General features: G+C 35.7%; 32 protein-coding genes and 3 pseudogenes. 32 read left to right on the top strand and 3 right to left on the bottom strand.

The window, feature by feature from the left end:
• Positions 1 to 23 precede the first annotated feature (23 nt).
• Entirely contained in the window at positions 24 to 329 is a 306-nt protein-coding gene (gene rpsJ / locus ACHMWN_RS01600; protein ID WP_008244591.1) for a 30S ribosomal protein S10, read from the top strand.
• A 69-nt stretch (positions 330 to 398) separates the two neighbouring features.
• Here rpsJ and ACHMWN_RS01595 read toward each other — a convergent pair whose 3' ends face one another.
• Entirely contained in the window at positions 399 to 1,070 is a 672-nt protein-coding gene (locus tag ACHMWN_RS01595; protein WP_397297207.1) for a hypothetical protein, read from the bottom strand.
• Positions 1,071 to 1,261: 191 nt separating this feature from the next.
• Here ACHMWN_RS01595 and ACHMWN_RS01590 point away from each other — a divergent pair, with 191 nt between their 5' ends.
• The 31 genes and pseudogenes from ACHMWN_RS01590 to rplQ all read left to right on the top strand — a co-directional run bounded on the left by ACHMWN_RS01590 (position 1,262) and on the right by rplQ (position 17,847).
• Positions 1,262 to 2,098 carry a sulfite exporter TauE/SafE family protein gene (locus tag ACHMWN_RS01590; protein WP_397297206.1) on the top strand — a complete coding sequence of 279 codons (837 nt, stop codon included), beginning with the start codon at positions 1,262 to 1,264 and terminating at the stop codon, positions 2,096 to 2,098.
• Positions 2,095 to 2,490, top strand: coding sequence for a DUF1634 domain-containing protein (locus ACHMWN_RS01585; protein ID WP_397297204.1), 396 nt, complete (start codon positions 2,095 to 2,097; stop codon positions 2,488 to 2,490). Before ACHMWN_RS01590 ends, ACHMWN_RS01585 begins: the two co-directional genes overlap by 4 nt.
• 183 nt (positions 2,491 to 2,673) lie before the next feature.
• Positions 2,674 to 3,291, top strand: coding sequence for a 50S ribosomal protein L3 (rplC, locus tag ACHMWN_RS01580; RefSeq protein WP_173271945.1), 618 nt, complete (start codon positions 2,674 to 2,676; stop codon positions 3,289 to 3,291).
• A 4-nt stretch (positions 3,292 to 3,295) separates the two neighbouring features.
• On the top strand, positions 3,296 to 3,925 hold the full coding sequence (gene rplD, locus ACHMWN_RS01575) for a 50S ribosomal protein L4 (RefSeq protein WP_173271947.1): 630 nt from the start codon (positions 3,296 to 3,298) through the stop codon (positions 3,923 to 3,925).
• A gap of 1 nt (position 3,926) precedes the next feature.
• Positions 3,927 to 4,217 carry a 50S ribosomal protein L23 gene (gene rplW, locus ACHMWN_RS01570; RefSeq protein ID WP_372818188.1) on the top strand — a complete coding sequence of 97 codons (291 nt, stop codon included), beginning with the start codon at positions 3,927 to 3,929 and terminating at the stop codon, positions 4,215 to 4,217.
• A gap of 23 nt (positions 4,218 to 4,240) precedes the next feature.
• Positions 4,241 to 5,066 (top strand): annotated as a pseudogene (gene rplB, locus ACHMWN_RS01565) (50S ribosomal protein L2).
• Positions 5,066 to 5,333 (top strand): annotated as a pseudogene (rpsS, locus tag ACHMWN_RS01560) (30S ribosomal protein S19). The pseudogenes rplB and rpsS overlap by 1 nt, the downstream one beginning before the upstream one ends.
• Before the next feature lie 7 nt (positions 5,334 to 5,340).
• Positions 5,341 to 5,706, top strand: a complete 366-nt coding sequence (gene rplV, locus ACHMWN_RS01555) for a 50S ribosomal protein L22 (protein WP_173271953.1) — start codon at positions 5,341 to 5,343, stop codon at positions 5,704 to 5,706.
• Positions 5,707 to 5,708: 2 nt separating this feature from the next.
• Positions 5,709 to 6,551 (top strand): 30S ribosomal protein S3, encoded by an 843-nt coding sequence (gene rpsC, locus ACHMWN_RS01550; protein WP_173271955.1) that lies wholly within the window; start codon positions 5,709 to 5,711, stop codon positions 6,549 to 6,551.
• 35 nt (positions 6,552 to 6,586) lie between these two features.
• A complete protein-coding gene (rplP, locus tag ACHMWN_RS01545; protein ID WP_173271958.1) occupies positions 6,587 to 7,009 on the top strand; it encodes a 50S ribosomal protein L16 in 423 nt (140 codons plus the stop codon).
• A gap of 72 nt (positions 7,010 to 7,081) precedes the next feature.
• Entirely contained in the window at positions 7,082 to 7,291 is a 210-nt protein-coding gene (gene rpmC, locus ACHMWN_RS01540; RefSeq protein WP_173271960.1) for a 50S ribosomal protein L29, read from the top strand.
• Between the two features lie 13 nt (positions 7,292 to 7,304).
• On the top strand, positions 7,305 to 7,559 hold the full coding sequence (gene rpsQ, locus ACHMWN_RS01535; protein WP_055130475.1) for a 30S ribosomal protein S17: 255 nt from the start codon (positions 7,305 to 7,307) through the stop codon (positions 7,557 to 7,559).
• 1 nt (position 7,560) lies between these two features.
• A complete protein-coding gene (rplN, locus tag ACHMWN_RS01530) occupies positions 7,561 to 7,929 on the top strand; it encodes a 50S ribosomal protein L14 (RefSeq protein WP_041878524.1) in 369 nt (122 codons plus the stop codon).
• 1 nt (position 7,930) lies between these two features.
• Positions 7,931 to 8,270, top strand: a pseudogene (gene rplX / locus ACHMWN_RS01525) (50S ribosomal protein L24).
• Positions 8,270 to 8,836 (top strand): 50S ribosomal protein L5, encoded by a 567-nt coding sequence (gene rplE, locus ACHMWN_RS01520; protein WP_131555077.1) that lies wholly within the window; start codon positions 8,270 to 8,272, stop codon positions 8,834 to 8,836. The pseudogene rplX and the gene rplE overlap by 1 nt, the downstream one beginning before the upstream one ends.
• Complete coding sequence (rpsN, locus tag ACHMWN_RS01515) at positions 8,836 to 9,105, top strand: 30S ribosomal protein S14 (RefSeq protein ID WP_173271964.1); 270 nt, start codon at positions 8,836 to 8,838, stop codon at positions 9,103 to 9,105. The genes rplE and rpsN overlap by 1 nt, the downstream gene beginning before the upstream one ends.
• 156 nt (positions 9,106 to 9,261) lie before the next feature.
• Positions 9,262 to 9,663 carry a 30S ribosomal protein S8 gene (rpsH, locus tag ACHMWN_RS01510; protein ID WP_397303515.1) on the top strand — a complete coding sequence of 134 codons (402 nt, stop codon included), beginning with the start codon at positions 9,262 to 9,264 and terminating at the stop codon, positions 9,661 to 9,663.
• Positions 9,664 to 9,681: 18 nt separating this feature from the next.
• Positions 9,682 to 10,239 (top strand): 50S ribosomal protein L6, encoded by a 558-nt coding sequence (gene rplF, locus ACHMWN_RS01505; protein WP_397297200.1) that lies wholly within the window; start codon positions 9,682 to 9,684, stop codon positions 10,237 to 10,239.
• A 5-nt stretch (positions 10,240 to 10,244) separates the two neighbouring features.
• On the top strand, positions 10,245 to 10,598 hold the full coding sequence (gene rplR, locus ACHMWN_RS01500) for a 50S ribosomal protein L18 (RefSeq protein ID WP_173271969.1): 354 nt from the start codon (positions 10,245 to 10,247) through the stop codon (positions 10,596 to 10,598).
• A gap of 18 nt (positions 10,599 to 10,616) precedes the next feature.
• Positions 10,617 to 11,135 (top strand): 30S ribosomal protein S5, encoded by a 519-nt coding sequence (rpsE, locus tag ACHMWN_RS01495; protein ID WP_055130468.1) that lies wholly within the window; start codon positions 10,617 to 10,619, stop codon positions 11,133 to 11,135.
• 4 nt (positions 11,136 to 11,139) lie between these two features.
• Positions 11,140 to 11,319 (top strand): 50S ribosomal protein L30, encoded by a 180-nt coding sequence (gene rpmD, locus ACHMWN_RS01490; protein WP_055130467.1) that lies wholly within the window; start codon positions 11,140 to 11,142, stop codon positions 11,317 to 11,319.
• Positions 11,320 to 11,422: 103 nt separating this feature from the next.
• Entirely contained in the window at positions 11,423 to 11,869 is a 447-nt protein-coding gene (gene rplO, locus ACHMWN_RS01485) for a 50S ribosomal protein L15 (protein ID WP_173271971.1), read from the top strand.
• A 3-nt stretch (positions 11,870 to 11,872) separates the two neighbouring features.
• Positions 11,873 to 13,207 (top strand): preprotein translocase subunit SecY, encoded by a 1,335-nt coding sequence (secY, locus tag ACHMWN_RS01480; protein ID WP_397297197.1) that lies wholly within the window; start codon positions 11,873 to 11,875, stop codon positions 13,205 to 13,207.
• A gap of 9 nt (positions 13,208 to 13,216) precedes the next feature.
• Positions 13,217 to 14,002 carry a type I methionyl aminopeptidase gene (gene map / locus ACHMWN_RS01475; RefSeq protein ID WP_397297195.1) on the top strand — a complete coding sequence of 262 codons (786 nt, stop codon included), beginning with the start codon at positions 13,217 to 13,219 and terminating at the stop codon, positions 14,000 to 14,002.
• Positions 14,003 to 14,073: 71 nt separating this feature from the next.
• The gene (infA, locus tag ACHMWN_RS01470; protein ID WP_008244555.1) at positions 14,074 to 14,292 is read left to right on the top strand and encodes a translation initiation factor IF-1; all 219 of its coding nucleotides are present in this window, start codon (positions 14,074 to 14,076) and stop codon (positions 14,290 to 14,292) included.
• Between the two features lie 8 nt (positions 14,293 to 14,300).
• A complete protein-coding gene (gene rpmJ, locus ACHMWN_RS01465; protein WP_010599887.1) occupies positions 14,301 to 14,417 on the top strand; it encodes a 50S ribosomal protein L36 in 117 nt (38 codons plus the stop codon).
• 70 nt (positions 14,418 to 14,487) lie between these two features.
• Positions 14,488 to 14,865, top strand: coding sequence for a 30S ribosomal protein S13 (gene rpsM / locus ACHMWN_RS01460; protein ID WP_173271978.1), 378 nt, complete (start codon positions 14,488 to 14,490; stop codon positions 14,863 to 14,865).
• 108 nt (positions 14,866 to 14,973) lie between these two features.
• A complete protein-coding gene (rpsK, locus tag ACHMWN_RS01455) occupies positions 14,974 to 15,363 on the top strand; it encodes a 30S ribosomal protein S11 (RefSeq protein ID WP_397297192.1) in 390 nt (129 codons plus the stop codon).
• A 68-nt stretch (positions 15,364 to 15,431) separates the two neighbouring features.
• Positions 15,432 to 16,040: a 30S ribosomal protein S4 gene (gene rpsD, locus ACHMWN_RS01450; protein WP_397297190.1), complete on the top strand. Its 609-nt coding sequence runs from the start codon at positions 15,432 to 15,434 to the stop codon at positions 16,038 to 16,040.
• Between the two features lie 76 nt (positions 16,041 to 16,116).
• Positions 16,117 to 17,109 (top strand): DNA-directed RNA polymerase subunit alpha, encoded by a 993-nt coding sequence (locus tag ACHMWN_RS01445; protein ID WP_090992908.1) that lies wholly within the window; start codon positions 16,117 to 16,119, stop codon positions 17,107 to 17,109.
• A 135-nt stretch (positions 17,110 to 17,244) separates the two neighbouring features.
• Positions 17,245 to 17,847: a 50S ribosomal protein L17 gene (rplQ, locus tag ACHMWN_RS01440; protein ID WP_397297188.1), complete on the top strand. Its 603-nt coding sequence runs from the start codon at positions 17,245 to 17,247 to the stop codon at positions 17,845 to 17,847.
• An 82-nt stretch (positions 17,848 to 17,929) separates the two neighbouring features.
• Here the strand turns inward: rplQ and ACHMWN_RS01435 are convergent, their stop codons facing one another.
• Both ACHMWN_RS01435 and ACHMWN_RS01430 read right to left on the bottom strand, forming a co-directional pair.
• Positions 17,930 to 18,559 carry a gluconate 2-dehydrogenase subunit 3 family protein gene (locus tag ACHMWN_RS01435; protein ID WP_397297187.1) on the bottom strand — a complete coding sequence of 210 codons (630 nt, stop codon included), beginning with the start codon at positions 18,557 to 18,559 and terminating at the stop codon, positions 17,930 to 17,932.
• 2 nt (positions 18,560 to 18,561) lie between these two features.
• Entirely contained in the window at positions 18,562 to 20,298 is a 1,737-nt protein-coding gene (locus tag ACHMWN_RS01430) for a GMC oxidoreductase (protein ID WP_397297186.1), read from the bottom strand.
• Positions 20,299 to 20,337: the final 39 nt, after the last annotated feature.

Raw genomic sequence — 20,337 nt, 5'->3', positions numbered from 1 at the left:
AAGAAGTCATAATTTAAAATAAGATGAGCCAAAGAATTAGAATTAAGTTAAAATCATACGATTACAACTTAGTAGATAAATCTGCTGAGAAAATCGTTAAAACTGTTAAACCTACGGGTGCAGTAGTTAGCGGACCAATTCCGTTGCCAACAGAAAAGAAAATCTTCACTGTTTTGCGTTCACCACACGTAAACAAAAAAGCACGTGAGCAGTTTCAATTGTGTGCTTATAAACGTCTTTTAGATATTTATAGCTCTAACTCTAAAACTGTTGATGCATTGATGAAACTTGAATTACCTAGCGGTGTTGAAGTAGAAATCAAAGTTTAATGATTTTATAAAATAAAAAAGACCCTTGGAGTTTCCAAGGGTCTTTTTTGTGAGTTATTTTTGTGTCACTTACTTACCTCGACTTTTCATCTCTTCAATAATGTTGCGTTCATCTTGAAGTTCTCTTGCTAGTTTACGTTGCTGTTCATTAGATTTTGCTTTAAACGCTTGATATTCAGCAGAAATTTCATCGTAAAGCTGTGTTCTGTGCTTGGCTTCTAATATGTTTTTAGCAGATCTTGCTATCACAATAAATAAAGAAATAGCTAATATGATGATGATAGACCAAACAATGATACTATAAGTTCCTTTAGTGAAGGAAATGCCAAGAAAATTAATTTCATCAGCTTTAGCAGTCGTATCATTTAAGGTATTTTCTTTTCCACTGATCTCAGTTTTTAAACTAGAAATGGTTTTTTCTTGCTCAGTGACCTTGTTTTTTGCATTTTTTAGCTCTATACGCTCTTTGCGCAATGTGTCAGTTACACTTTGCCAAACTGTTGATAATCGATAAGGATTAATTAATTTATAACCATTTAAGCTTTTTGATCTAGACAACATAAATAAGTATTGCCCTTTTAAACTAGGATCAGTGTTTTTTGTAGTGTCTGGTACTTTTGTATAAACCTTTTGCGTTTTAACAACCGCTTTTTGAGGTTTAATTGGAGTTTGTGCCCAAATATTTTGAGCAAAGATTCCTAAAATTAAAATGGTAGTAATAGAAAGTAATCTTTGTTTCATAGTTTAATATCGTTGTTAACTTTAACAAGTATAATCAAAAAATATTGTGTTTGCCTAATTTGAAACAGTTCAAAATTTACTCATCCTTTGGTCTATTCATATGCTTAAGCCTATTAAGCACACCTTTTTGGTAGTTTACTTAATGCAAATTATTCTAGGTTAAGCGAAGTAAGGCGGGTATATTTGCCAGCATGTCGGTATTGCTTTTTACCATTATTGTATTAGTTGGAGCTTTCCTAGCAGGATTATTAGGTTCTTTAACCGGTCTTGGTGGGGGTGTGATCATTATACCATTATTAACCTTAGGTTTAGGTGTTGATATTCATTATGCAATTGGTGCCTCAATCATTTCGGTTATTGCAACTTCTTCAGGTTCTGCTGCGGCTTATGTTAAAGAAGGAATTACGAACGTGCGAATTGGGATGTTTTTAGAGATAGCAACTACAGCAAGTGCCATAGTAGGAGTAATTATTGCTACCTATATTAAAGCAGATTATATCATTGTTATTTTTGGATTAATCTTATTGTTTTCCGCATTTATGATGCTTCGTAAGAAGGTGGATCACTCTAATAATGAAAAAACAAGCATTCTGGCCAATTATTTTAAATTGAATGGCAGTTATCCAACCGAAAATGGACCAAAACAATATGCAGTTCATCATGTAGTTGGTGGTTTTTCAATGATGTTTATTGCAGGCACGCTTTCTGGACTTTTAGGGATTGGTTCAGGCGCTCTAAAAGTAATAGGTATGGATAACATCATGAAAATACCTTTTAAGGTCTCTACTACCACTAGCAACTTCATGATAGGTGTTACAGCATCAGCAAGTGCACTGGTTTATTTGCATAAAGGTCAAATCGATCCAGCTATAGCAATGCCAGTAACAATTGGGGTTATTACTGGAGCTACCATCGGTGCGAAAATTCTAATTAGAACTAAAACCGATAAATTGAAAGTAATATTTGCGATTGTAGTCACCTTTTTGGCACTTCAAATGATTTATAAAGGACTAACAGGAGCGGCATGAGTAGACAAATTAAACATTACTTAGGAGATAAAGATGTTCAAATTATTCTTGGAACACTTTTGCGGGTAGGTGTTATAGTATCTACTAGTGTTGTTTTATTAGGTGGAATAATTTTTTTAATGAATCATACGCATCAATCTATTTCTTACGCAGATTTTAAACCAGAGGAAGCAAAATTTTCATCAGTAGCCGAAATATTTAAGGGGTTAAAAACACTTGATGGGCTTGCCATTATTCAGTTTGGAGTTTTACTGCTCATCTTTACGCCGATAGCTAGAGTAGTTTTTTCTATTTTTAGTTTCTTAATGGAAAAAGATTATATGTATGTGCTTATAGGCATAATTGTATTGTGCGTGATTATCACCAGTTTATACCTCGACGTGGTACATTAAAGGCCTTTTTTAAGCTATTGTGCTGACACTTAGAAAAATAATCTCAATTATTTGAAAAAATAATGAGCTAACTATTTGAAAATTAAGAATTCTTTCCTATTTTTGCCGTCCCTTAGCGGGGAATGTATATCCACCTTGAACGAAGCCCTACTGCTTCGATGGGTGTTAAATTTAAAATAGAAAATGTCAGGTATTATTGGAAAAAAAGTAGGAATGACCAGCATTTTTGACGCCGAAGGAAAGAATATTCCTTGTACGGTGATCGAAGCTGGACCTTGTGTTGTAACACAAGTTAAGACCGAAGAGAAAGATGGTTACGTATCAGTTCAACTAGGATACGATGAAGCCAAAGCAAAAAACACTACACAGCCCTTAAAAGGTCACTTTGCGAAAGCAAACACAACTCCAAAACGTAAATTGGTAGAATTTGAACAGTTTGAAGCATCACTTAGTTTAGGTGATACAGTTACTGTTGATATTTTTGCCGAAGGCGATTTTGTTGATGTTGTAGGTACTTCAAAAGGTAAAGGTTTTCAAGGTGTAGTTAAACGTCACGGTTTTGGTGGTGTGGGTGGTCAAACTCACGGTCAACATAACAGATTGCGTGCTCCAGGTTCATTGGGTGCTGCATCTTATCCAGCTCGTGTATTTAAAGGTATGCGTATGGCAGGAAGAACTGGTGGAGACAGAGTAAAAATTCAAAACTTACAAGTATTGAAAGTTTATGCTGAGCAAAACCTAGTTGTAGTTAGTGGTTCCATTCCAGGAGCTAAAGGTTCTTACGTAATCTTAGATAAGTAAGCAGATGGAAGTTAAAGTAGTAAACATAACAGGAAAAGAGACAGGTGCCAAGGTGCAACTTCCTGAGTCGGTATTTGGAATTACTCCAAGCGATCACGCGATTTATTTAGATGTAAAACAGTACTTGGCTAATCAACGTCAAGGAACTCATAAATCTAAACAACGTAACGAAATTGCAGGTTCGACCCGTAAATTATACAAACAAAAAGGTACTGGTGGTGCACGTGCCGGAAGCATTAAATCTCCATTATTCAATGGTGGTGGTCGTGTTTTTGGTCCACAACCAAGAGACTATAGTTTTAAATTAAACAAGAAATTAAAATCATTAGCACGTAAATCAGCTTTATCATACAAAGCAATTGATAACAGCGTGGTAGTTTTAGAAGATTTCACGTTTGATAACATTAAAACTAAAAACTATATCAATTTAGTTAATGCATTGAATTTAGCTGGAGAGAAAACGTTATTAGTTTTACCTGCACAAAATAACAATATCTATTTATCAAGCAGAAATATTCAGAAAGCAAAAGTAACTACTGCTGATCAGTTAAATACTTATGATGTATTAAACGCTGGTAAACTTTTGTTAACTGCAGATTCGCTTAAAACATTGGAGGAGGCATTTGCCAAGTAATATGGAAATTTTACAAAAACCAATATTAACTGAAAAAGCTTCTGCATTAACTGAAAAAGCTAACCGTTTTACTTTTAGAGTAGATCACAGAGCTAACAAGTTGCAGATTAAATCGGCCATCGAAAAAATGTATGGAGTGAACATTGTTGCCTTAAACACCATGGTGGTTGTAGGTAAAATGAAATCAAGAAATACTAAAGGTGGTTTAGTATCGGGACGTAGCCCGAAATATAAGAAAGCTATTGTAACATTGAAAGATGGCGAAACAATAGATTATTACGCGAATATTTAATAAGAATTGAATAATATATAACTATGGGCTTAAGAAAATTTAAACCAGTCACTCCGGGAACCCGTTTTAGGGTAGGCGCAAGCTTTTCGGAGATTACAGCAACCAAGCCCGAAAAATCATTGGTTGTATCTTCTAAGAAATCGGGGAGGTCGTAACAATACAGGAAAGATGACAATGCGCTACATGGGCGGAGGTCACAAAAAATCTTACCGTTTAATCGATTTTAAACGTGATAAGTTTGATATCCCTGCAACAGTAGCTACTGTTGAATACGATCCAAACCGTACCGCTCGTATTGCATTATTGCATTACGCAGATGGCGAGAAGCGTTACATTATTGCTCCTGAGGGATTGCAAGTAGGACAGACAGTGCTTTCGGGTGACAAAGCTACTCCAGAAGTAGGCAACACTTTGAAATTGGCAAATATCCCTTTGGGATCTATTGTACACAATTTAGAAATTCATCCTGGTAAAGGTGCTCAATTGGCACGTAGCGCAGGTGCTTATGCACAGCTTGCAGCTAGAGATGGTAAATATGCAACTATTAAAATGCCATCAGGTGAAGTAAGATCTATCTTAGTTACTTGTTTAGCAACAATTGGTGCAGTTTCTAACTCAGATCACGCTAATGAAGTATTAGGTAAAGCAGGACGTAGCCGTTGGTTAGGTCGTCGCCCTAGAACTCGTCCAGTAGCGATGAACCCAGTAGATCACCCGATGGGTGGTGGTGAAGGTCGCTCTTCAGGAGGTCAACCTCGTTCAAGAAACGGAGTTTACTCTAAAGGCTTCAAAACCCGTACACTGAAAAAATACTCAAATCGTTTCATCATAGAGAAAAGGAAGAAATAATGGCTCGTTCGATAAAAAAAGGACCTTATATTGACCATAACGTAGAGAAGAAAGTAGTCTCTATGAATGATTTCAGGCAAAAAGTCTGTGATCAAAACTTGGTCTCGCAGATCAATGATCTCACCAGATTTTGTGGGTCATACATTTGCAGTACACAACGGAAATAAATTTATTCCGGTATACGTAACAGAAAACATGGTTGGTCACAAACTAGGAGAATTTGCTCCAACCAGAACATTTAGGGGTCACTCTGATAAGAAAAAATAATTAAGAGATGGAAGCACTAGCGAAATTAAACAATTGTCCAACCTCACCACGTAAAATGCGTTTGGTTGTAGATCTAATCAGAGGTGAGCGTGTTGAGAAAGCATTAAGCATTTTGAAATTTACCAATAAAGAAGCAGCAATAAGAGTTGAGAAACTTTTGTTATCAGCAATCAAAAATTGGGAATCTAAAAATGAAGGTTCTCGCCCTGAAGAAAACCAATTATACGTGAAAACGATAATGGTAGGCGGTGGTCGTCAATTAAAAAGATTAAGACCAGCTCCTCAAGGTCGTGGTTATAGAATACGTAAGCGTTCAAACCATGTTACTTTGGTAGTAGATAGTAAAAACGTTGAAACTCAAACTAATTCATAAACATGGGACAAAAAGCAAATCCAATAGGTGCTAGATTAGGAATTATCAGAGGATGGGATTCTAACTGGTTCGGAGGCAACAACTATGCTGATAAATTAGTTGAAGACGAACAAATAAGAAAATACCTTTCAGCACGTATTGCAAAAGGTGGAGTAGCTAAAGTAGTAATTGAACGTACGTTAAAACGTATTACTGTTACTATTCATACAGCTCGTCCAGGTATTGTAATCGGTAAAGCAGGTCAAGAGGTTGATAAAATCAAAGAAGAGTTAAAGAAATTGACTAAAAAGGAAATTCAAATTAACATTTTTGAAATTAAACGCCCAGAACTTGATGCACAATTAGTTGCAGAAGGTGTTGCAAAACAACTTGAGGCTAGAATCTCATTCCGTAGAGCAATGAAATCTACTATCGCATCAACAATGCGTATGGGTGCAGAAGGTATCAAAATAATGACTTCAGGTCGTTTAGGTGGTGCTGAGATGGCTCGTAGCGAACAGTATAAAGAAGGAAGAATTCCTTTGCATACTTTCCGTGCAGATATTGATTATGCATTAGCAGAAGCATTAACAACTTATGGTAAAATAGGTGTTAAAGTTTGGATCTGTAAAGGTGAAGTTTACGGTAAACGTGATCTTTCTCCAAACATCGGCGCTGCGAGCAATGCTCCAGGCAAAGGTGGCGACAGACCTCAAGGTGCTTTTGGTGGCAGAGATGGCGGTAGAGATAATAGAGGCGGTGGAGACAGAAGAAACGACAAACGCCCAGGTGGTGGTCGTCCAGGTCAAGGTGGAGCCGGAAGAGATAATAAAGGTGGTGGTGCCAACAGAGGTCCACGCAAATAGTTAACAAGATCGTTTAACGATAATATTAAAATAAAATGTTACAGCCAAAAAGAACGAAGTTCAGAAAGATGCAAAAAGGCAGAATGAAAGGTTTAGCAACTCGTGGTGCTGAATTATCATTCGGATCTTTCGGGATTAAATCTTTAGAGGCAACTTGGATTACAAGTCGCCAGATAGAAGCAGCCCGTATTGCGGTAACTCGTTTCATGAAACGTGAAGGTCAAGTTTGGATTAGAATATTCCCGGACAAACCGGTAACTAAGAAACCAGCTGAGGTACGTATGGGTAAAGGTAAAGGTGCTCCAGAATATTGGGTAGCTGTTGTTAGACCCGGACGTATAATTTTTGAAGCAGAAGGTGTTCCAATGGAAATTGCCAAAGAAGCATTAAGACTTGCAGCTCAAAAATTACCTATTCAAACAAAATTTGTAGTACGTAGAGATTACGTAGAAGCATAAAAAAGTTTTGGGATCAATGTTGTAAATAACTTGTTGTTATAACCGCTAGACCCGAACATAAAAATTAATAAAATGAAGAACTCAGAAATCATAGGGCTTTCAAAAGAAGAACTAGTAGCTAAGATTGCAGAAGAAAGAGAAAACTTAGTAAAGTTAAAATTTGCACATACAATTTCGGCTATAGAAAATCCTACCCGTATTACTAAGGTAAGAAAAGACATTGCCCGATTAAACACTGAATTGACTAAGCTTAATGCTCAGTCTGCAACTGAAACTAAATAACTTTAGAGTCGAAATGGAAAGACAATTAAGAAAAACAAGAACCGGGTTGGTGGTAAGCAACAAAATGGATAAATCTGTTGTTGTAGCGGTTGAGCGTAAAGTGAAACACCCGATTTATGGTAAGTTTGTTAAGAAAACTACCAAATTTATGGCTCATGACGAAAAGAATGAATGTGGTATCGGTGATACTGTATTAATTCAAGAAACTCGTCCGCTGAGTAAAAACAAGAACTGGAGATTGGTACAAATTTTAGAAAGAGCTAAATAAGATGGTACAACAGGAATCACGATTAAACGTAGCCGATAATAGCGGCGCAAAACAAGTACTGGTTATCCGTGTACTTGGTGGAACTGGCAAAAGATATGCTTCAATAGGTGACAAAATTGTTGTTACTGTAAAAAGCGCTTTGCCATCTGGTAACATTAAAAAAGGAACAGTTTCTAAAGCAGTTGTAGTAAGAACTAAAAAAGAAATCAGGCGTAAGGATGGTTCTTATATTCGTTTTGATGACAATGCAGCAGTATTGTTAAATGCACAAGACGAGCCACGTGGTACACGTATTTTTGGCCCGGTTGCAAGAGAACTGCGTGAAAAACAATTCATGAAAATTGTATCATTAGCACCGGAGGTATTATAATATGAAAAAAGAAGTAACACAAGCCAAAGTAAAAATCCGTAAAGGAGATTTAGTAAAGGTGATAGCTGGCGATTTCAAAAGGCCAACAAGGTAAAGTACAAGAAGTATTGGTTGCCAAAAGTAGAGTTGTTGTTGAAGGTATTAACCTTGTATCAAAACATACTAAACCAAATGCTGCTACACCAAACGGTGGTATAATTAAAAAAGAAGCTGCTCTTCATATTTCTAACGTTCAGTTAGTTGATCCAAAATCTGGTAAAACTACTCGTGTTGGTCGTAAATTAAACGCTGACGGAAAATTAGTTAGAGTTGCTAAAATTTCAGGGGAGGAAATCAAATAATGGCATACGTACCAAGATTAAAAAGTAAATATAAAGAGGAAATTGTAACTGCTCTTAAAGATAAGTTCAATTACAAAAGCATCATGCAAGTTCCTAAATTAGAGAAAATTGCCATTAACCAAGGTGTTGGCCGTTATTCTGTAACTGATAAGAAAGTTATGGATAGCTCTATCTTAGAAATGAGCACAATCGCTGGTCAACAAGCTGTTGGAGCAAAATCTAAAAAAGATATCTCAAACTTTAAATTACGTAAAGGTATGCCAGTTGGTGTAAGAGTAACTTTACGTGATAATAACATGTATGAGTTTTTAGATCGATTAATTTCAGTAGCTTTGCCTCGTATCCGTGATTTCAAAGGTATCAATGATAAAGGATTTGATGGAAAAGGTAACTATACATTAGGTATTACTGAACAAATCATTTTCCCAGAGATCAACATTGACAAAATCAATAAGATTTTAGGTATGGACATTACATTTGTAACGTCTGCTACTACTGATGTTGAAGCATTGGAACTTTTAAAACAATTTGGATTACCATTTAAAAATCAAAAAACAGAGCAATAATGGCAAAAGAAGGTGTAAAAGCTCGCGAAGTTAAGCGTCAAAAATTGGTTGCTAAATATGCAGATAAGCGTGCTGAATTAAAAGCAGCAGGTGATTTCGCAGGATTAGATAAATTACCTAAAAATTCATCGGCAGTGCGTTTGCATAACCGTTGCAAATTAACAGGTCGTCCTCGTGGATATATGCGTACTTTTGGTATATCAAGGGTAACTTTCCGCGAAATGGCTTTAGACGGTAAAATACCAGGAGTTAGAAAAGCTAGCTGGTAATTACGGAGTTATAAATTTTGAGTTATAAGTTGTAAGTTGTATTTTTGCAGCCCTTACAACTTATAGCTCATTGTATATATAGCTACAAATAGAATTTTAACCGATAGCAGGTCCCAAGCCGAGTGGCAAAAAGGATACCACTATCACAAATAAATAATAATGAATACAGATCCAATCGCAGATTATCTGACACGAGTGAGAAATGCTATCAAAGCTAATCACAGAATTGTAGAAATCCCTGCATCAAACCTTAAAAAAGAAATTACAAAAGTTCTTTTTGATAAAGGTTACATCGCAAACTACAAGTTTGAAGAGACGAATGCTCAAGGCGTAATTAAAATCGCTTTAAAGTACAATGCAATTACTAAAATCTCGGCTATCCGTACGTTAACTCGTATCAGTAAACCAGGTTTACGTCAATATGCTGGTGTAGAAAACATGCCAAGAGTATTAAATGGTTTAGGTATAGCAATCTTATCTACTTCTAAAGGTGTAATGACCGATAAGGAAGCAGCCAAATTAAACATTGGCGGTGAGGTATTGTGTCACGTTTATTAATTAAAGGAGGATAGCACAATGTCAAGAATAGGAAAAAATCCAATTAATATCCCAGCAGGCGTAACTATAACTGTTGCTAATGATAATTTAGTAACTGTTAAAGGTCCAAAAGGAGAGTTATCTCAACAAGTAGATACAGATATTATAGTTAAACAAGAAGATAATGTTTTAACTGTTAGTCGTCCAACTGAACAAAAAAGACATAAAGCCCTTCACGGGTTATATCGTTCTTTAATTAACAACATGGTTGTTGGTGTTACAGAAGGTTATAAAATAGAACAAGAATTAGTAGGTGTGGGTTACCGTGCTACTAACCAAGGTAATACTTTGGATCTAGTTTTAGGTTATTCTCACCACTATGTATTTCAATTACCAGTAGAGATTAAAGTAACCACCACATCTGAAAAAGGTCAAACTCCTAAAATTATTTTAGAGAGTATTGATAAACAATTGATAGGTCAAGTAGCAGCAAAAATCCGTTCGTTACGTGCACCAGAGCCATATAAAGGTAAAGGTATCAAGTTTGTTGGTGAAGTGTTAAGAAGAAAAGCAGGTAAATCAGCTTCTAAAAAATAATCAAAATGGCAGGAAAAAAATTATCTCGTAGAGATCGTATCAAAAAAGGTATCAGAAAAAGACTTACTGGTTCTGAGAGCCGTCCACGTTTATCAGTTTATAGAAGCAATAAAGGTATTTATGCTCAAATCATTAACGATGTAACTGGTAATACAATAGTTTCAGCATCTTCTTTATCTAAAGATTTTACTGGTAAAGGAAACAAATCTGATCAGTCTGTTGCAGTAGGCAAGTTAGTTGCCGAAAAAGCAATCGCAGCTGGTGTTAAAGAAGTTGTTTTCGACAGAAATGGTTACTTATACCATGGTCGTGTTAAATCGCTAGCAGAGGGTGCTCGCGAAGCTGGTTTAGTATTTTAATCTAAGAAATAGGATAAGATGTCAACTATCAATATAAAAAGAGTTAAGACTAGCGAAATCGAATTGAAAGATCGTTTAGTTAGCATACAACGTGTTGCCAAAGTAACCAAAGGTGGTCGTACTTTCAGCTTCTCAGCCATTGTGGTTGTTGGAGATGAGCAAGGTGTTGTAGGTTATGGTTTAGGTAAAGCGAAAGAGGTTACTGAAGCAATTGCTAAAGGAATTGATGATGCAAAAAAGAACTTAGTTAAAGTTCCAATCTTGCATGGTACTGTTCCACATGAGCAAATTGGTAAATTCTCTGGAGGTTTTGTTTTAATCAAACCTGCAGCTGTGGGTACTGGTGTAATTGCTGGTGGTGCAATGCGTGCTGTATTAGAGAGTGCTGGTATTCATAACGTATTAGCAAAGTCAAAAGGTTCATCAAATCCACACAACGTGGTAAAAGCAACAGTAGATGCTTTAACTAAAATGCGTGATGCTTATACAGTAGCTCAGCACCGTGGTGTAGATTTAAATAAAGTTTTTAACGGATAATATCATGGCTAAAATTAAAATTACCCAAGTAAAAAGCATTATCGATAGAAGCGAGCGCCAAAAAAGAACAATGAAAGCTTTAGGTTTAACTAAAATGAACCAAAGTGTAGAAGTTGAGGCCAACGCTGCCATTATTGGGATGGTAAGAAAAGTTAATCACTTAGTAGCTATAGAGACTATTTAATTATTAAAATCTGTTTGAAGGAGTCTTTCTTTTAAACAGATTTTTATTTATTTATCGTTGTCCCTGATTAGTGAAAGCGAAGGGCAACACAACAAGTTTAAAAATGAACTTAAGTAATTTAAAACCTGCAAAAGGGTCTATTAAAAAAATTAAAAGAATTGGTCGTGGTCAAGGTTCTGGTCGTGGTGGTACATCTACTCGTGGTCATAAAGGAGCTGGTTCACGTTCTGGTCACTCAACTAAAATTGGTTTCGAAGGTGGTCAAATGCCACTACAACGTCGTGTGCCTAAAGTAGGTTTCAAACCTATTAATCGTACTGAATATGTTGGTGTTAACTTAGACGTATTACAAGGTTTAGCAGAAAAATTCAACTTAACTAGTATAGATTTTGCTGCTATTCAAGAGCATGGTTTAGCTTCAAAAAATGACTTAGTGAAAATCTTAGGCCGTGGTGAAGTTAAAGCTAAATTAGAAGTTACAGCTCATGCTTTTTCTGCAACAGCACAGAAAGCTATTGAAGCTGCTGGAGGCTCAATCGTAAAATTGTAATTAATGAAGAAGCTATTTACTACTTTCAGTAATATTTGGAAAATACAAGAATTAAAAGAACGTATTCTTTTTACGTTAATGATTCTTGTTATTTACAGGTTCGTTTGTCAAGTGGTTTTACCAGGTGTAGATCCAGCTCAGTTAGTGAATACTCAAAAAACAGGCATTTTAGGTTTGTTAGATATGTTTGCAGGTGGTGCTTTTTCTAAAGTATCAATTCTTGCATTAGGTGTAATGCCATATATCTCAGCATCTATCGTTGTTCAGTTATTAGGTATTGCAGTGCCTTCTTTCCAAAAAATGCAAAAAGAAGGTGAGAGTGGCAGAAAAAAATTAACTCAAATTACTCGCTATTTAACCGTAGCTATTACAGCAGTACAAGCTGTTGGATATGTTAAAACACAAGTCCCTGTAGAGGCAATATTGATAGATCATACTATGTTCTATGTTCTTTCTGGATTTGTTTTAACAGCAGGTACATTGTTTGTAATGTGGTTAGGTGAGAAAATAACAGATAAAGGTATTGGTAATGGCACATCATTAATTATTATGGTGGGTATTATTGCTCGTTTACCATTAGCATTGAAGCAAGAGATTGAATCAAGATTTACTGGGAATGAAGGTGGGATGATTATGCTTGTTTTAGAAATCGTTGCTTTATTTGCTGTCGTGATGTTCACTATTCTTATTGTACAAGGTGTACGTAAAGTACCTGTACAGTATGCCAAGAGAATTGTTGGCAACAGACAAGTTGGTGGTGTAAGACAGTACATTCCATTAAAAGTAAATGCAGCTGGTGTTATGCCAATCATTTTTGCTCAAGCATTAATGTTTATTCCAAATGCTTTAATTGGTTTGTTCCCTAAATTGACAGATAGTTGGTTGCACCAGTACACTGATATTACTTCAGCGACGTACAGTTTAACTTTTGCATTTTTGATTATTGCATTTACTTTCTTTTATACAGCAATTACAGTTAATCCAACTCAAATGTCTGATGATATGAAGAAGAATGGAGGGTTTATTCCAGGTATTAAACCAGGTTTAGCTACTTCTTCTTTTATAGATGATGTAATTTCTAAGATTACTTTCCCAGGATCGTTGTTCTTAGCTATTATTGCTATTCTTCCGTCGTTTGCAGTTAAAGTTGGAATACAACAGGAATTTGCTCATTTCTTTGGAGGTACTTCTTTATTGATTTTAGTAGGTGTAGTATTAGATACTTTGCAACAGATTGAAAGTTATCTTTTAATGCGTCATTACGATGGATTAATGAAAACTGGTAGAGTTACTGGACGTACAGGTATTCCTGCAAGCGGTAGCAATGCTGTGTTGTAAAAAATAAGTATGTCAAAAATTTATTATAAATCTCCGGAGGAGATCGAATTAATAAGAGAAAGTTCTTTACTTGTTTCAAAAACACTAGCCGAAGTTGCGAAGATAATTGCACCTGGAGTTACTACACTTGCGTTAGATAAACTAGCTTTTGAGTTTATTAAGGATCATGGTGCAATACCAGCTTTTTTAAACTACGGCGGTTTTCCTAATTCATTATGTATATCTCCTAATGAGCAAGTTGTACATGGTTTTCCAAATGATTATATCATCAAAGAAGGAGATCTAATATCTGTTGATTGCGGTGTAATCAAAAATAATTTCTTCGGAGATTCTGCTTACACATTTTCTATTGGCGAAGTTGATAGCGATAAGCAAAAATTGACTAAGGTAACTCAAGAATGTTTAGCTCTAGCAATAGAAAAAGCAGTGGTTGGTATGCGGATAGGTGATGTCGCTTTTGCAGTACAAAATCATGCAGAAACTAATGGCTTTGGTGTAGTAAGAGAACTTGTTGGACATGGTGTTGGAGTGAAACTACATGAAAAACCCGAAGTGCCTAATTATGGTAAACGAGGGAGTGGAATTAAATTAGAAGAGGGAATGGTTATCGCTATTGAGCCAATGATTAATGCTGGTAAAGCTGGTGTTAAGTTTTGGTCTGACGGGTGGACGGTTACCACAGTAGATAATAAACCTTCAGCACATTTTGAACATACGGTTGCTGTCAAAAAGGGGAAAGCAGATGTTTTATCGACCTTTTCACTGATTGAAGAAGTTTTAAAAGAAAAAAAGTAAAAAATTAAAAATTTTTATTTAATTTTGCAACCCTGTTTAGTAGCAGCTAATTAAGTAAAAATCAATATAATATGGCTAAACAAGCCTCAATTGAACAAGACGGAGTAATAAGAGAAGCATTATCGAATGCTATGTTTCGAGTTGAACTTGAAAATGGCCATGAGATTATTGCTCATATTTCAGGAAAAATGAGGATGCACTACATCAAAATTTTACCTGGAGATAAAGTTAAATTAGAGATGTCGCCTTACGATTTATCAAAGGGTAGGATCACTTATAGATATAAATAAATATTATAATGAAAGTTAGGTCATCAATTAAAAAACGTAGCGCTGATTGTAAGATTATTCGCCGTAAAGGAAAACTTTACGTAATTAACAAGAAAAATCCTAAATACAAACAACGTCAAGGGTAATTAAAGAATATTGTAATGTACCGCACAACGGTGGCCCGCCGTTCGGAATTACTTAAAAACACAAATAAATATGGCAAGGATTTCAGGTATTGATTTACCAAGAAACAAAAGAGGTGAGATCGGATTAACTTATATCTACGGAATAGGTAAAACTACTGCACAGAATATTTTAACTGAAGCAGGAATTGATTTCAATAAAAAGGTACAAGATTGGTCAGATGATGAATTGTCGGCTATTCGTACTATTATTAACGACGGTATTAAAGTAGAAGGTGCATTGCGTTCTGAAGTTCAATTGAACATCAAACGTTTAATGGATATCGGTTGCTACCGTGGTTTACGTCACAGAAAAGGTTTACCTGTTCGTGGTCAACGTACTAAAAATAATTCTCGTACTCGTAAAGGAAAGAGAAAAACAGTTGCTAACAAGAAAAAAGCTACTAAATAATAACTGATAAGTAATTGTAAGGTTACTTGGAATAAAATCAATTAAAATAGTTAATGAGTCCGGGTTATTCGTTAATCCAGTAATTCAGTAACTGATAATTAAAGCAAAATGGCTAAAAGTAAAAAAGTTACCAAAAAACGTATTGTTGTAATAGAGTTTGTTGGTCAGGCACATATCAATGCTACGTTCAACAACATCATCGTTACTTTAACAAACAACAACGGTCAAACTATTTCATGGTCGTCTGCAGGTAAAATGGGATTTAAAGGTTCTAAAAAGAACACTCCATACGCTGCTGGCCAAGCTGCATCTGATTGCGGTAAAGTAGCATTTGATTTAGGTTTACGTAAAGTAGAAGTATTTGTTAAAGGTCCAGGTTCAGGCCGTGAGTCTGCAATCAGAACTTTGCAAGTAGCTGGTATCGAAGTGACTTCAATTAAAGATATCACTCCACTTCCACACAATGGATGTCGTCCTCCTAAGAAAAGAAGAGTTTAATTAATTATTTTTAAAGCTAAGAGTCTCCTGATTTAAGTTGGGAAGATACTTTAAAATCAAAAACAACAATGGCAAGATATACAGGACCAAAGTCCAAAATAGCCCGTAAGTTCAGAGAGCCAATTTTCGGCCCTGATAAAGTATTAGACAGAAAAAACTATCCTCCAGGCCAACATGGCGCTTCAAAAAGAAGAGGAAAACAATCTGAGTACGCAGTACAGTTAATGGAAAAACAAAAAGTAAAATACACTTATGGTGTGTTAGAAAAACAATTCCGTAACTTGTTTACTAAAGCTTCATCTCGCGAAGGTATCACTGGTGATAACTTATTGCAATTATTAGAAGCACGTTTAGATAATACCGTTTATAGATTAGGTATTGCTCCAACCCGTTCAGGTGCACGTCAACTGGTTAGCCACAAACATGTAACTGTTAATGGTGAGGTAGTAAATATTCCATCATATCAATTAAGAGCTGGTGACGTAATCGCAGTACGTGATAAATCTAAATCATTAGAAGCAATCACAAATTCTGTAGCAGGAAGAATAATCAATAAATTTAATTGGTTAGATTGGAATGCAAGCGAGTTAACAGGTAAGTTTTTAGCTTATCCTAACCGTGATGAGATCCCAGAAAACATTAAAGAGAATTTAATCGTCGAGTTGTACTCGAAGTAATAAATTTAGTTAAAGCCTTAATGGCTTTAACTTTTTTACGTTACACAAAATTAATAACGATCTAAAAACATTATAAATGGCAATTTTAGCATTTCAGAAACCCGATAAGGTAATCATGCAGAAATCAACTGATTTCGATGGTCAATTTGAATTTCGTCCTTTAGAGCCCGGTTTCGGTGTAACAATTGGTAACGCCTTGAGAAGAATTTTACTTTCTTCTTTAGAAGGTTTTGCTATTACAAGTATTCGTTTTTCAGGCGTTTCTCACGAATTTTCTACTATGAAAGGTGTTGTAGAAGATTTAACAGAAATCATCTTAAACTTAAAACAGGTTCGTTTTAAAAAAGTAGGTGATTCTGGAGATTCAGAAAAAGTATTCATCATTGTAAACGGTCAAGATCAATTCTTAGCTGGTGATATTACAAAATTCTCTAACAATTTCGAGGTTTTAAACCCTGACTTTGTAATCTGTAACATGGAGAAGTCAGTTACTTTAGAAGTAGAATTAACTATTAATAAAGGACGTGGTTATGTGCCTGCTGAGGAGAACAAAATTACTGATACAGTAGTTGGTGTAATTGCAATCGATTCGATTTTTACTCCAATGAAAAATGTAAAATATACGATTGAAAATTATCGTGTTGAACAAAAAACAGATTACGAGAAATTAATTTTAGATATTTCTACTGATGGATCTATCCACCCAGAAGAAGCTTTAAAAGAAGCAGCTAAAATTTTGATCCAACACTTTATGTTGTTCTCAGATGAGAATTTAGTATTAGAATCTCAAGCCAAAGAAGAAACTAAAGAAGTTGATGAAGAAATTTTACACATGCGTAAAATCCTTAAAACAGAATTGGTTGATTTAGATCTTTCAGTTCGTGCTTTAAACTGCTTAAAAGCAGCAGATATTCGCACTTTAGCTGATTTAGTTTCTTACGATGTTGCTGATATGTTAAAATTCAGAAACTTCGGTAAAAAATCTTTAACTGAAATTCAAGAATTGGTGAAATCTAAACAATTATCGTTTGGAATGAACCTTTCTAAATTCAAGTTAGACGAAGAATAAAAACAGTTTTCAGTTTTGAGTTGCAGTTGTGAAATTCTATTCAAGGCTAGGAATATAGTATTAATTAAATATTCACTGTGTATAATTCCCTCAGATTAATTTCAAAGAGACGGTATACACTTTACAAAACAAAAAATGAGACACGGTAAAAAACACAACCATTTAGGCAGAACTACATCGCACAGAAAAGCGATGTTGGCTAACATGGCATCATCATTAATTAAACACAAGAGAATTTCAACTACTTTAGCGAAAGCAAAAGCTTTACGTGTGTATGTTGAGCCAATTATTACAAAATCTAAAAACGATACTACGCACTCTCGTCGTATTGTATTCTCTTACTTACAAGATAAAGAAACAGTAACTGAATTGTTTCGTGATGTAGCTGCGAAAGTTGCTAACCGTCCAGGTGGTTATACTCGTATTATCAAATTAAACAATCGTTTAGGTGATAATGCTGAAATGGCGTTAATTGAGTTAGTTGATTATAACGAAGTTTACGGTCAAGATACAGCTGCTGCAGAGAAGAAAACTACACGTAGAGGTAGAAGCAAATCAGCTAAAGCTGCTGCTCCTGCTGCTGAGGCTAAAGCATCAAAAGCTGAAGCTGTTGTTGAAGATGCGGTAGTAGTTGAACAAGAAGCCGCACCAGCTGCTGCAGTTGTTGAAGAAACTCCTGCAACTGAAGAAGCAACTCCTGAAGCACCAGCTGCTGACGAAGAAGCTCCAAAAGCATAGTTAGTTAATCTTAACTAAAAATATAAAAGCCCTCCTGATTTTACATCCAGAGGGCTTTTTTGTTAGGTTGAAAATTGCTTTTTTAGATTTTTACATTTTCCATTCCATACTGTTTTAAAACATCAGCTGGAACACCTGCCCATTGATTTGGAACATTTCCTACATATCCAATATCTTTAACTCCCATTTCAGTGGTGTAAAAACCAGAGGCGGTAAGGCTTCTCATTCTATTGAAAAATGCTACTCCAGCTTGCATTTCTGGTTTTGCTTTTGCAGGATAAGCAATTTCATCAACAATGCTAATTTGTTGTGTAGCTGATGCTTCTATAAAAGGTTTTTCATATCTATTGAAACATTGAATATCTAACCATTTCAAACCACCACGCATTGGAATTTGATGATCTGGCATATCCTTTACAATAAATTCTATAAATTCTGGAACTTTTGCATCAGAAGCACTTCCTGAAACGCCATCTTTTGGAATGATTATGTCTGCCAAAACAGTAATGGTAGCCATCTCATGTTTGGTGAAAAAAGTTTCCGCCTTTAATTTTTTATCTCTGTCAGTTTCCCATTGCTCTCTTCCTGCTTCTTTTGCACCGTCTTCTATTGAAGTTTCAGTATTTGCCCCTGGTTGTTTACATGCTTCTATCAGTACAGTTGTACTTAGTGCTGTTAGACCTATTGCTTTTAAGGAATCACGTCTATTCATGTTTAAATATTTTGTTTTTTCTTTTCCGCTAAAATATATTCTGCTGTTCTCATTGCTAATGCAAGAATGGTCCATGTTGCATTTTTGTCACCCTGTTGTACAAATGGTCCAGCATCTACCACAAATAAATTTTTACAGTCGTGTGCCTGACAATATTTATTTAATGCTGATTTTTTAGGATCATCGCCCATCCGAATTGTTCCAACCTCGTGTATGATTTTTCCTGGTGCTTCTAATCCATAATTGGTTTCTGGGCCTTCAATTTTTGAAGTTACAACGGCACCCATTTCTTTCATTATTGATAAGAAAGTTTCTTGCATATGTTTAGCTTGCAAAATTTCCTCTTTTGCCCATTTGTAATGAAATCTCAATACTGGAATTCCATATTTGTCAACTATATTAGGGTCAATTTCACAATAATTGTCTTCTCTGGCAATTGCGGTTCCACGACCTGCCATACCAACACCTGTGCCATAAAAGCGACGATAATCATCTTTTAACGATGCACCATAGCCACCAGCTTCTTTCATTTTTCCATTTCGGTCTGGAACCATTCCATTTTGAGTAGGCACTCCTCCACCAAAGCCATAAGAAGGCATTCGCATCCCACCTCCATATTCGATATGGTAACCTCGAGGGAAATCTAATTTTTTATTATCTAACCACCATGGCGAGTAAATATGAACACTACCAACACCATCTTCGTTATATCTTTTCCTATCTAATAATTGAGGAAGAAACCCAGAAACACTTGCACCGGTTGAATCGTGAAGATATTTCCCTACTACTCCACTATTATTAGCTAAGCCATTTGGATGTTGTGATGACTTTGAATTCAATAATATCCTGGCTGATTCGCAAGCACTGGCGCCTAAAATCACCAATTTTGCATTTACTTGATATTCTTGTAAATCTTTTCTATTCACATAAGAAACGCCTTTTGCAGTTCCATCTTTAGCTGTAATTACTTCCCTAACCATTGCATCAGTAATTACAGTTAGATTACCAGTATTTACTGCTGGAATGACCAAACATGAGGATGCAGAAAAATCACCATACACTTTGCAACTTCTTCCGCACTGACCGCAATAAAAACAAGGTGCACGATCTTTATTTCCTTTAATTTCTTCGGTCATTACTGCCCCTCGACCCGTAATTACAGGAACACCTGCTTTTTGAGCACCCTTTTTAATGAAAAGTTCATTCAATCTTGGTTTAGGTGGTTTCATGAAAATCCCATCAGGCTCATTTTCTATTCCTTCTGCGGTGCCATAAATTCCTATCATTCGATCAACTTTATCGTAAAATGGTTTCACATCAGCATAGGTAATAGGCCATGGATCTGTTAACCCGTCTGTTGGTTTAAAATCTATTGGTCCCATTCGTAAAGAAATCCTTCCCCAATGGTTTGTACGACCACCTAACATACGTGATCTAAACCATTCGAACTCTGTTTTATCTTTTGTTGTATAAGGTTCTCCATCTAATTGCCAACCACCATAAGAAGCATCAAAGTCTCCAAAAGGCCGTGTTGTGCCTGCCCCACGTCGAGGCGATTCCCATGGCCATTTCATTTGTTGGGCATCAATTCTTGGGTCGAAATATTGACCAGCTTCAAGCATTAAAACTTTTTGTCCAGCATTTGCTAATACATATGCTGCCATTCCTCCACCTGCTCCTGAGCCAACTATAATGGCATCGTAAACCGTAGAGGATTTTTTTATTTGAAAGTCACTCATTATAAATGGTTAGAAATTTAACGATATCCTAATTTAAGC

The sequence above is a fragment of the Pedobacter sp. UC225_61 genome (assembly GCF_044452285.1).
Classification (GTDB): domain Bacteria; phylum Bacteroidota; class Bacteroidia; order Sphingobacteriales; family Sphingobacteriaceae; genus Pedobacter.
The sequence above is the reverse complement of the archived record's forward strand: the minus strand, read 5'-3'. Positions and strand labels throughout refer to the sequence as shown.

Excerpts from the sequence above, each read along its gene's own strand:
- rpsJ (WP_008244591.1), top strand. The coding sequence starts at position 24 with ATGAGCCAAAGAATTAGAATTAAGTTAAAATCATACGATTACAACTTA.
- ACHMWN_RS01595 (WP_397297207.1), bottom strand. The coding sequence starts at position 1,070 with ATGAAACAAAGATTACTTTCTATTACTACCATTTTAATTTTAGGAATC.
- ACHMWN_RS01590 (WP_397297206.1), top strand. The coding sequence starts at position 1,262 with ATGTCGGTATTGCTTTTTACCATTATTGTATTAGTTGGAGCTTTCCTA.
- ACHMWN_RS01585 (WP_397297204.1), top strand. The coding sequence starts at position 2,095 with ATGAGTAGACAAATTAAACATTACTTAGGAGATAAAGATGTTCAAATT.
- rplC (WP_173271945.1), top strand. The coding sequence starts at position 2,674 with ATGTCAGGTATTATTGGAAAAAAAGTAGGAATGACCAGCATTTTTGAC.
- rplD (WP_173271947.1), top strand. The coding sequence starts at position 3,296 with ATGGAAGTTAAAGTAGTAAACATAACAGGAAAAGAGACAGGTGCCAAG.
- rplW (WP_372818188.1), top strand. The coding sequence starts at position 3,927 with ATGGAAATTTTACAAAAACCAATATTAACTGAAAAAGCTTCTGCATTA.
- rplV (WP_173271953.1), top strand. The coding sequence starts at position 5,341 with ATGGAAGCACTAGCGAAATTAAACAATTGTCCAACCTCACCACGTAAA.
- rpsC (WP_173271955.1), top strand. The coding sequence starts at position 5,709 with ATGGGACAAAAAGCAAATCCAATAGGTGCTAGATTAGGAATTATCAGA.
- rplP (WP_173271958.1), top strand. The coding sequence starts at position 6,587 with ATGTTACAGCCAAAAAGAACGAAGTTCAGAAAGATGCAAAAAGGCAGA.
- rpmC (WP_173271960.1), top strand. The coding sequence starts at position 7,082 with ATGAAGAACTCAGAAATCATAGGGCTTTCAAAAGAAGAACTAGTAGCT.
- rpsQ (WP_055130475.1), top strand. The coding sequence starts at position 7,305 with ATGGAAAGACAATTAAGAAAAACAAGAACCGGGTTGGTGGTAAGCAAC.
- rplN (WP_041878524.1), top strand. The coding sequence starts at position 7,561 with ATGGTACAACAGGAATCACGATTAAACGTAGCCGATAATAGCGGCGCA.
- rplE (WP_131555077.1), top strand. The coding sequence starts at position 8,270 with ATGGCATACGTACCAAGATTAAAAAGTAAATATAAAGAGGAAATTGTA.
- rpsN (WP_173271964.1), top strand. The coding sequence starts at position 8,836 with ATGGCAAAAGAAGGTGTAAAAGCTCGCGAAGTTAAGCGTCAAAAATTG.
- rplF (WP_397297200.1), top strand. The coding sequence starts at position 9,682 with ATGTCAAGAATAGGAAAAAATCCAATTAATATCCCAGCAGGCGTAACT.
- rplR (WP_173271969.1), top strand. The coding sequence starts at position 10,245 with ATGGCAGGAAAAAAATTATCTCGTAGAGATCGTATCAAAAAAGGTATC.
- rpsE (WP_055130468.1), top strand. The coding sequence starts at position 10,617 with ATGTCAACTATCAATATAAAAAGAGTTAAGACTAGCGAAATCGAATTG.
- rpmD (WP_055130467.1), top strand. The coding sequence starts at position 11,140 with ATGGCTAAAATTAAAATTACCCAAGTAAAAAGCATTATCGATAGAAGC.
- rplO (WP_173271971.1), top strand. The coding sequence starts at position 11,423 with ATGAACTTAAGTAATTTAAAACCTGCAAAAGGGTCTATTAAAAAAATT.
- secY (WP_397297197.1), top strand. The coding sequence starts at position 11,873 with ATGAAGAAGCTATTTACTACTTTCAGTAATATTTGGAAAATACAAGAA.
- map (WP_397297195.1), top strand. The coding sequence starts at position 13,217 with ATGTCAAAAATTTATTATAAATCTCCGGAGGAGATCGAATTAATAAGA.
- infA (WP_008244555.1), top strand. The coding sequence starts at position 14,074 with ATGGCTAAACAAGCCTCAATTGAACAAGACGGAGTAATAAGAGAAGCA.
- rpmJ (WP_010599887.1), top strand. The coding sequence starts at position 14,301 with ATGAAAGTTAGGTCATCAATTAAAAAACGTAGCGCTGATTGTAAGATT.
- rpsM (WP_173271978.1), top strand. The coding sequence starts at position 14,488 with ATGGCAAGGATTTCAGGTATTGATTTACCAAGAAACAAAAGAGGTGAG.
- rpsK (WP_397297192.1), top strand. The coding sequence starts at position 14,974 with ATGGCTAAAAGTAAAAAAGTTACCAAAAAACGTATTGTTGTAATAGAG.
- rpsD (WP_397297190.1), top strand. The coding sequence starts at position 15,432 with ATGGCAAGATATACAGGACCAAAGTCCAAAATAGCCCGTAAGTTCAGA.
- ACHMWN_RS01445 (WP_090992908.1), top strand. The coding sequence starts at position 16,117 with ATGGCAATTTTAGCATTTCAGAAACCCGATAAGGTAATCATGCAGAAA.
- rplQ (WP_397297188.1), top strand. The coding sequence starts at position 17,245 with ATGAGACACGGTAAAAAACACAACCATTTAGGCAGAACTACATCGCAC.
- ACHMWN_RS01435 (WP_397297187.1), bottom strand. The coding sequence starts at position 18,559 with ATGAATAGACGTGATTCCTTAAAAGCAATAGGTCTAACAGCACTAAGT.
- ACHMWN_RS01430 (WP_397297186.1), bottom strand. The coding sequence starts at position 20,298 with ATGAGTGACTTTCAAATAAAAAAATCCTCTACGGTTTACGATGCCATT.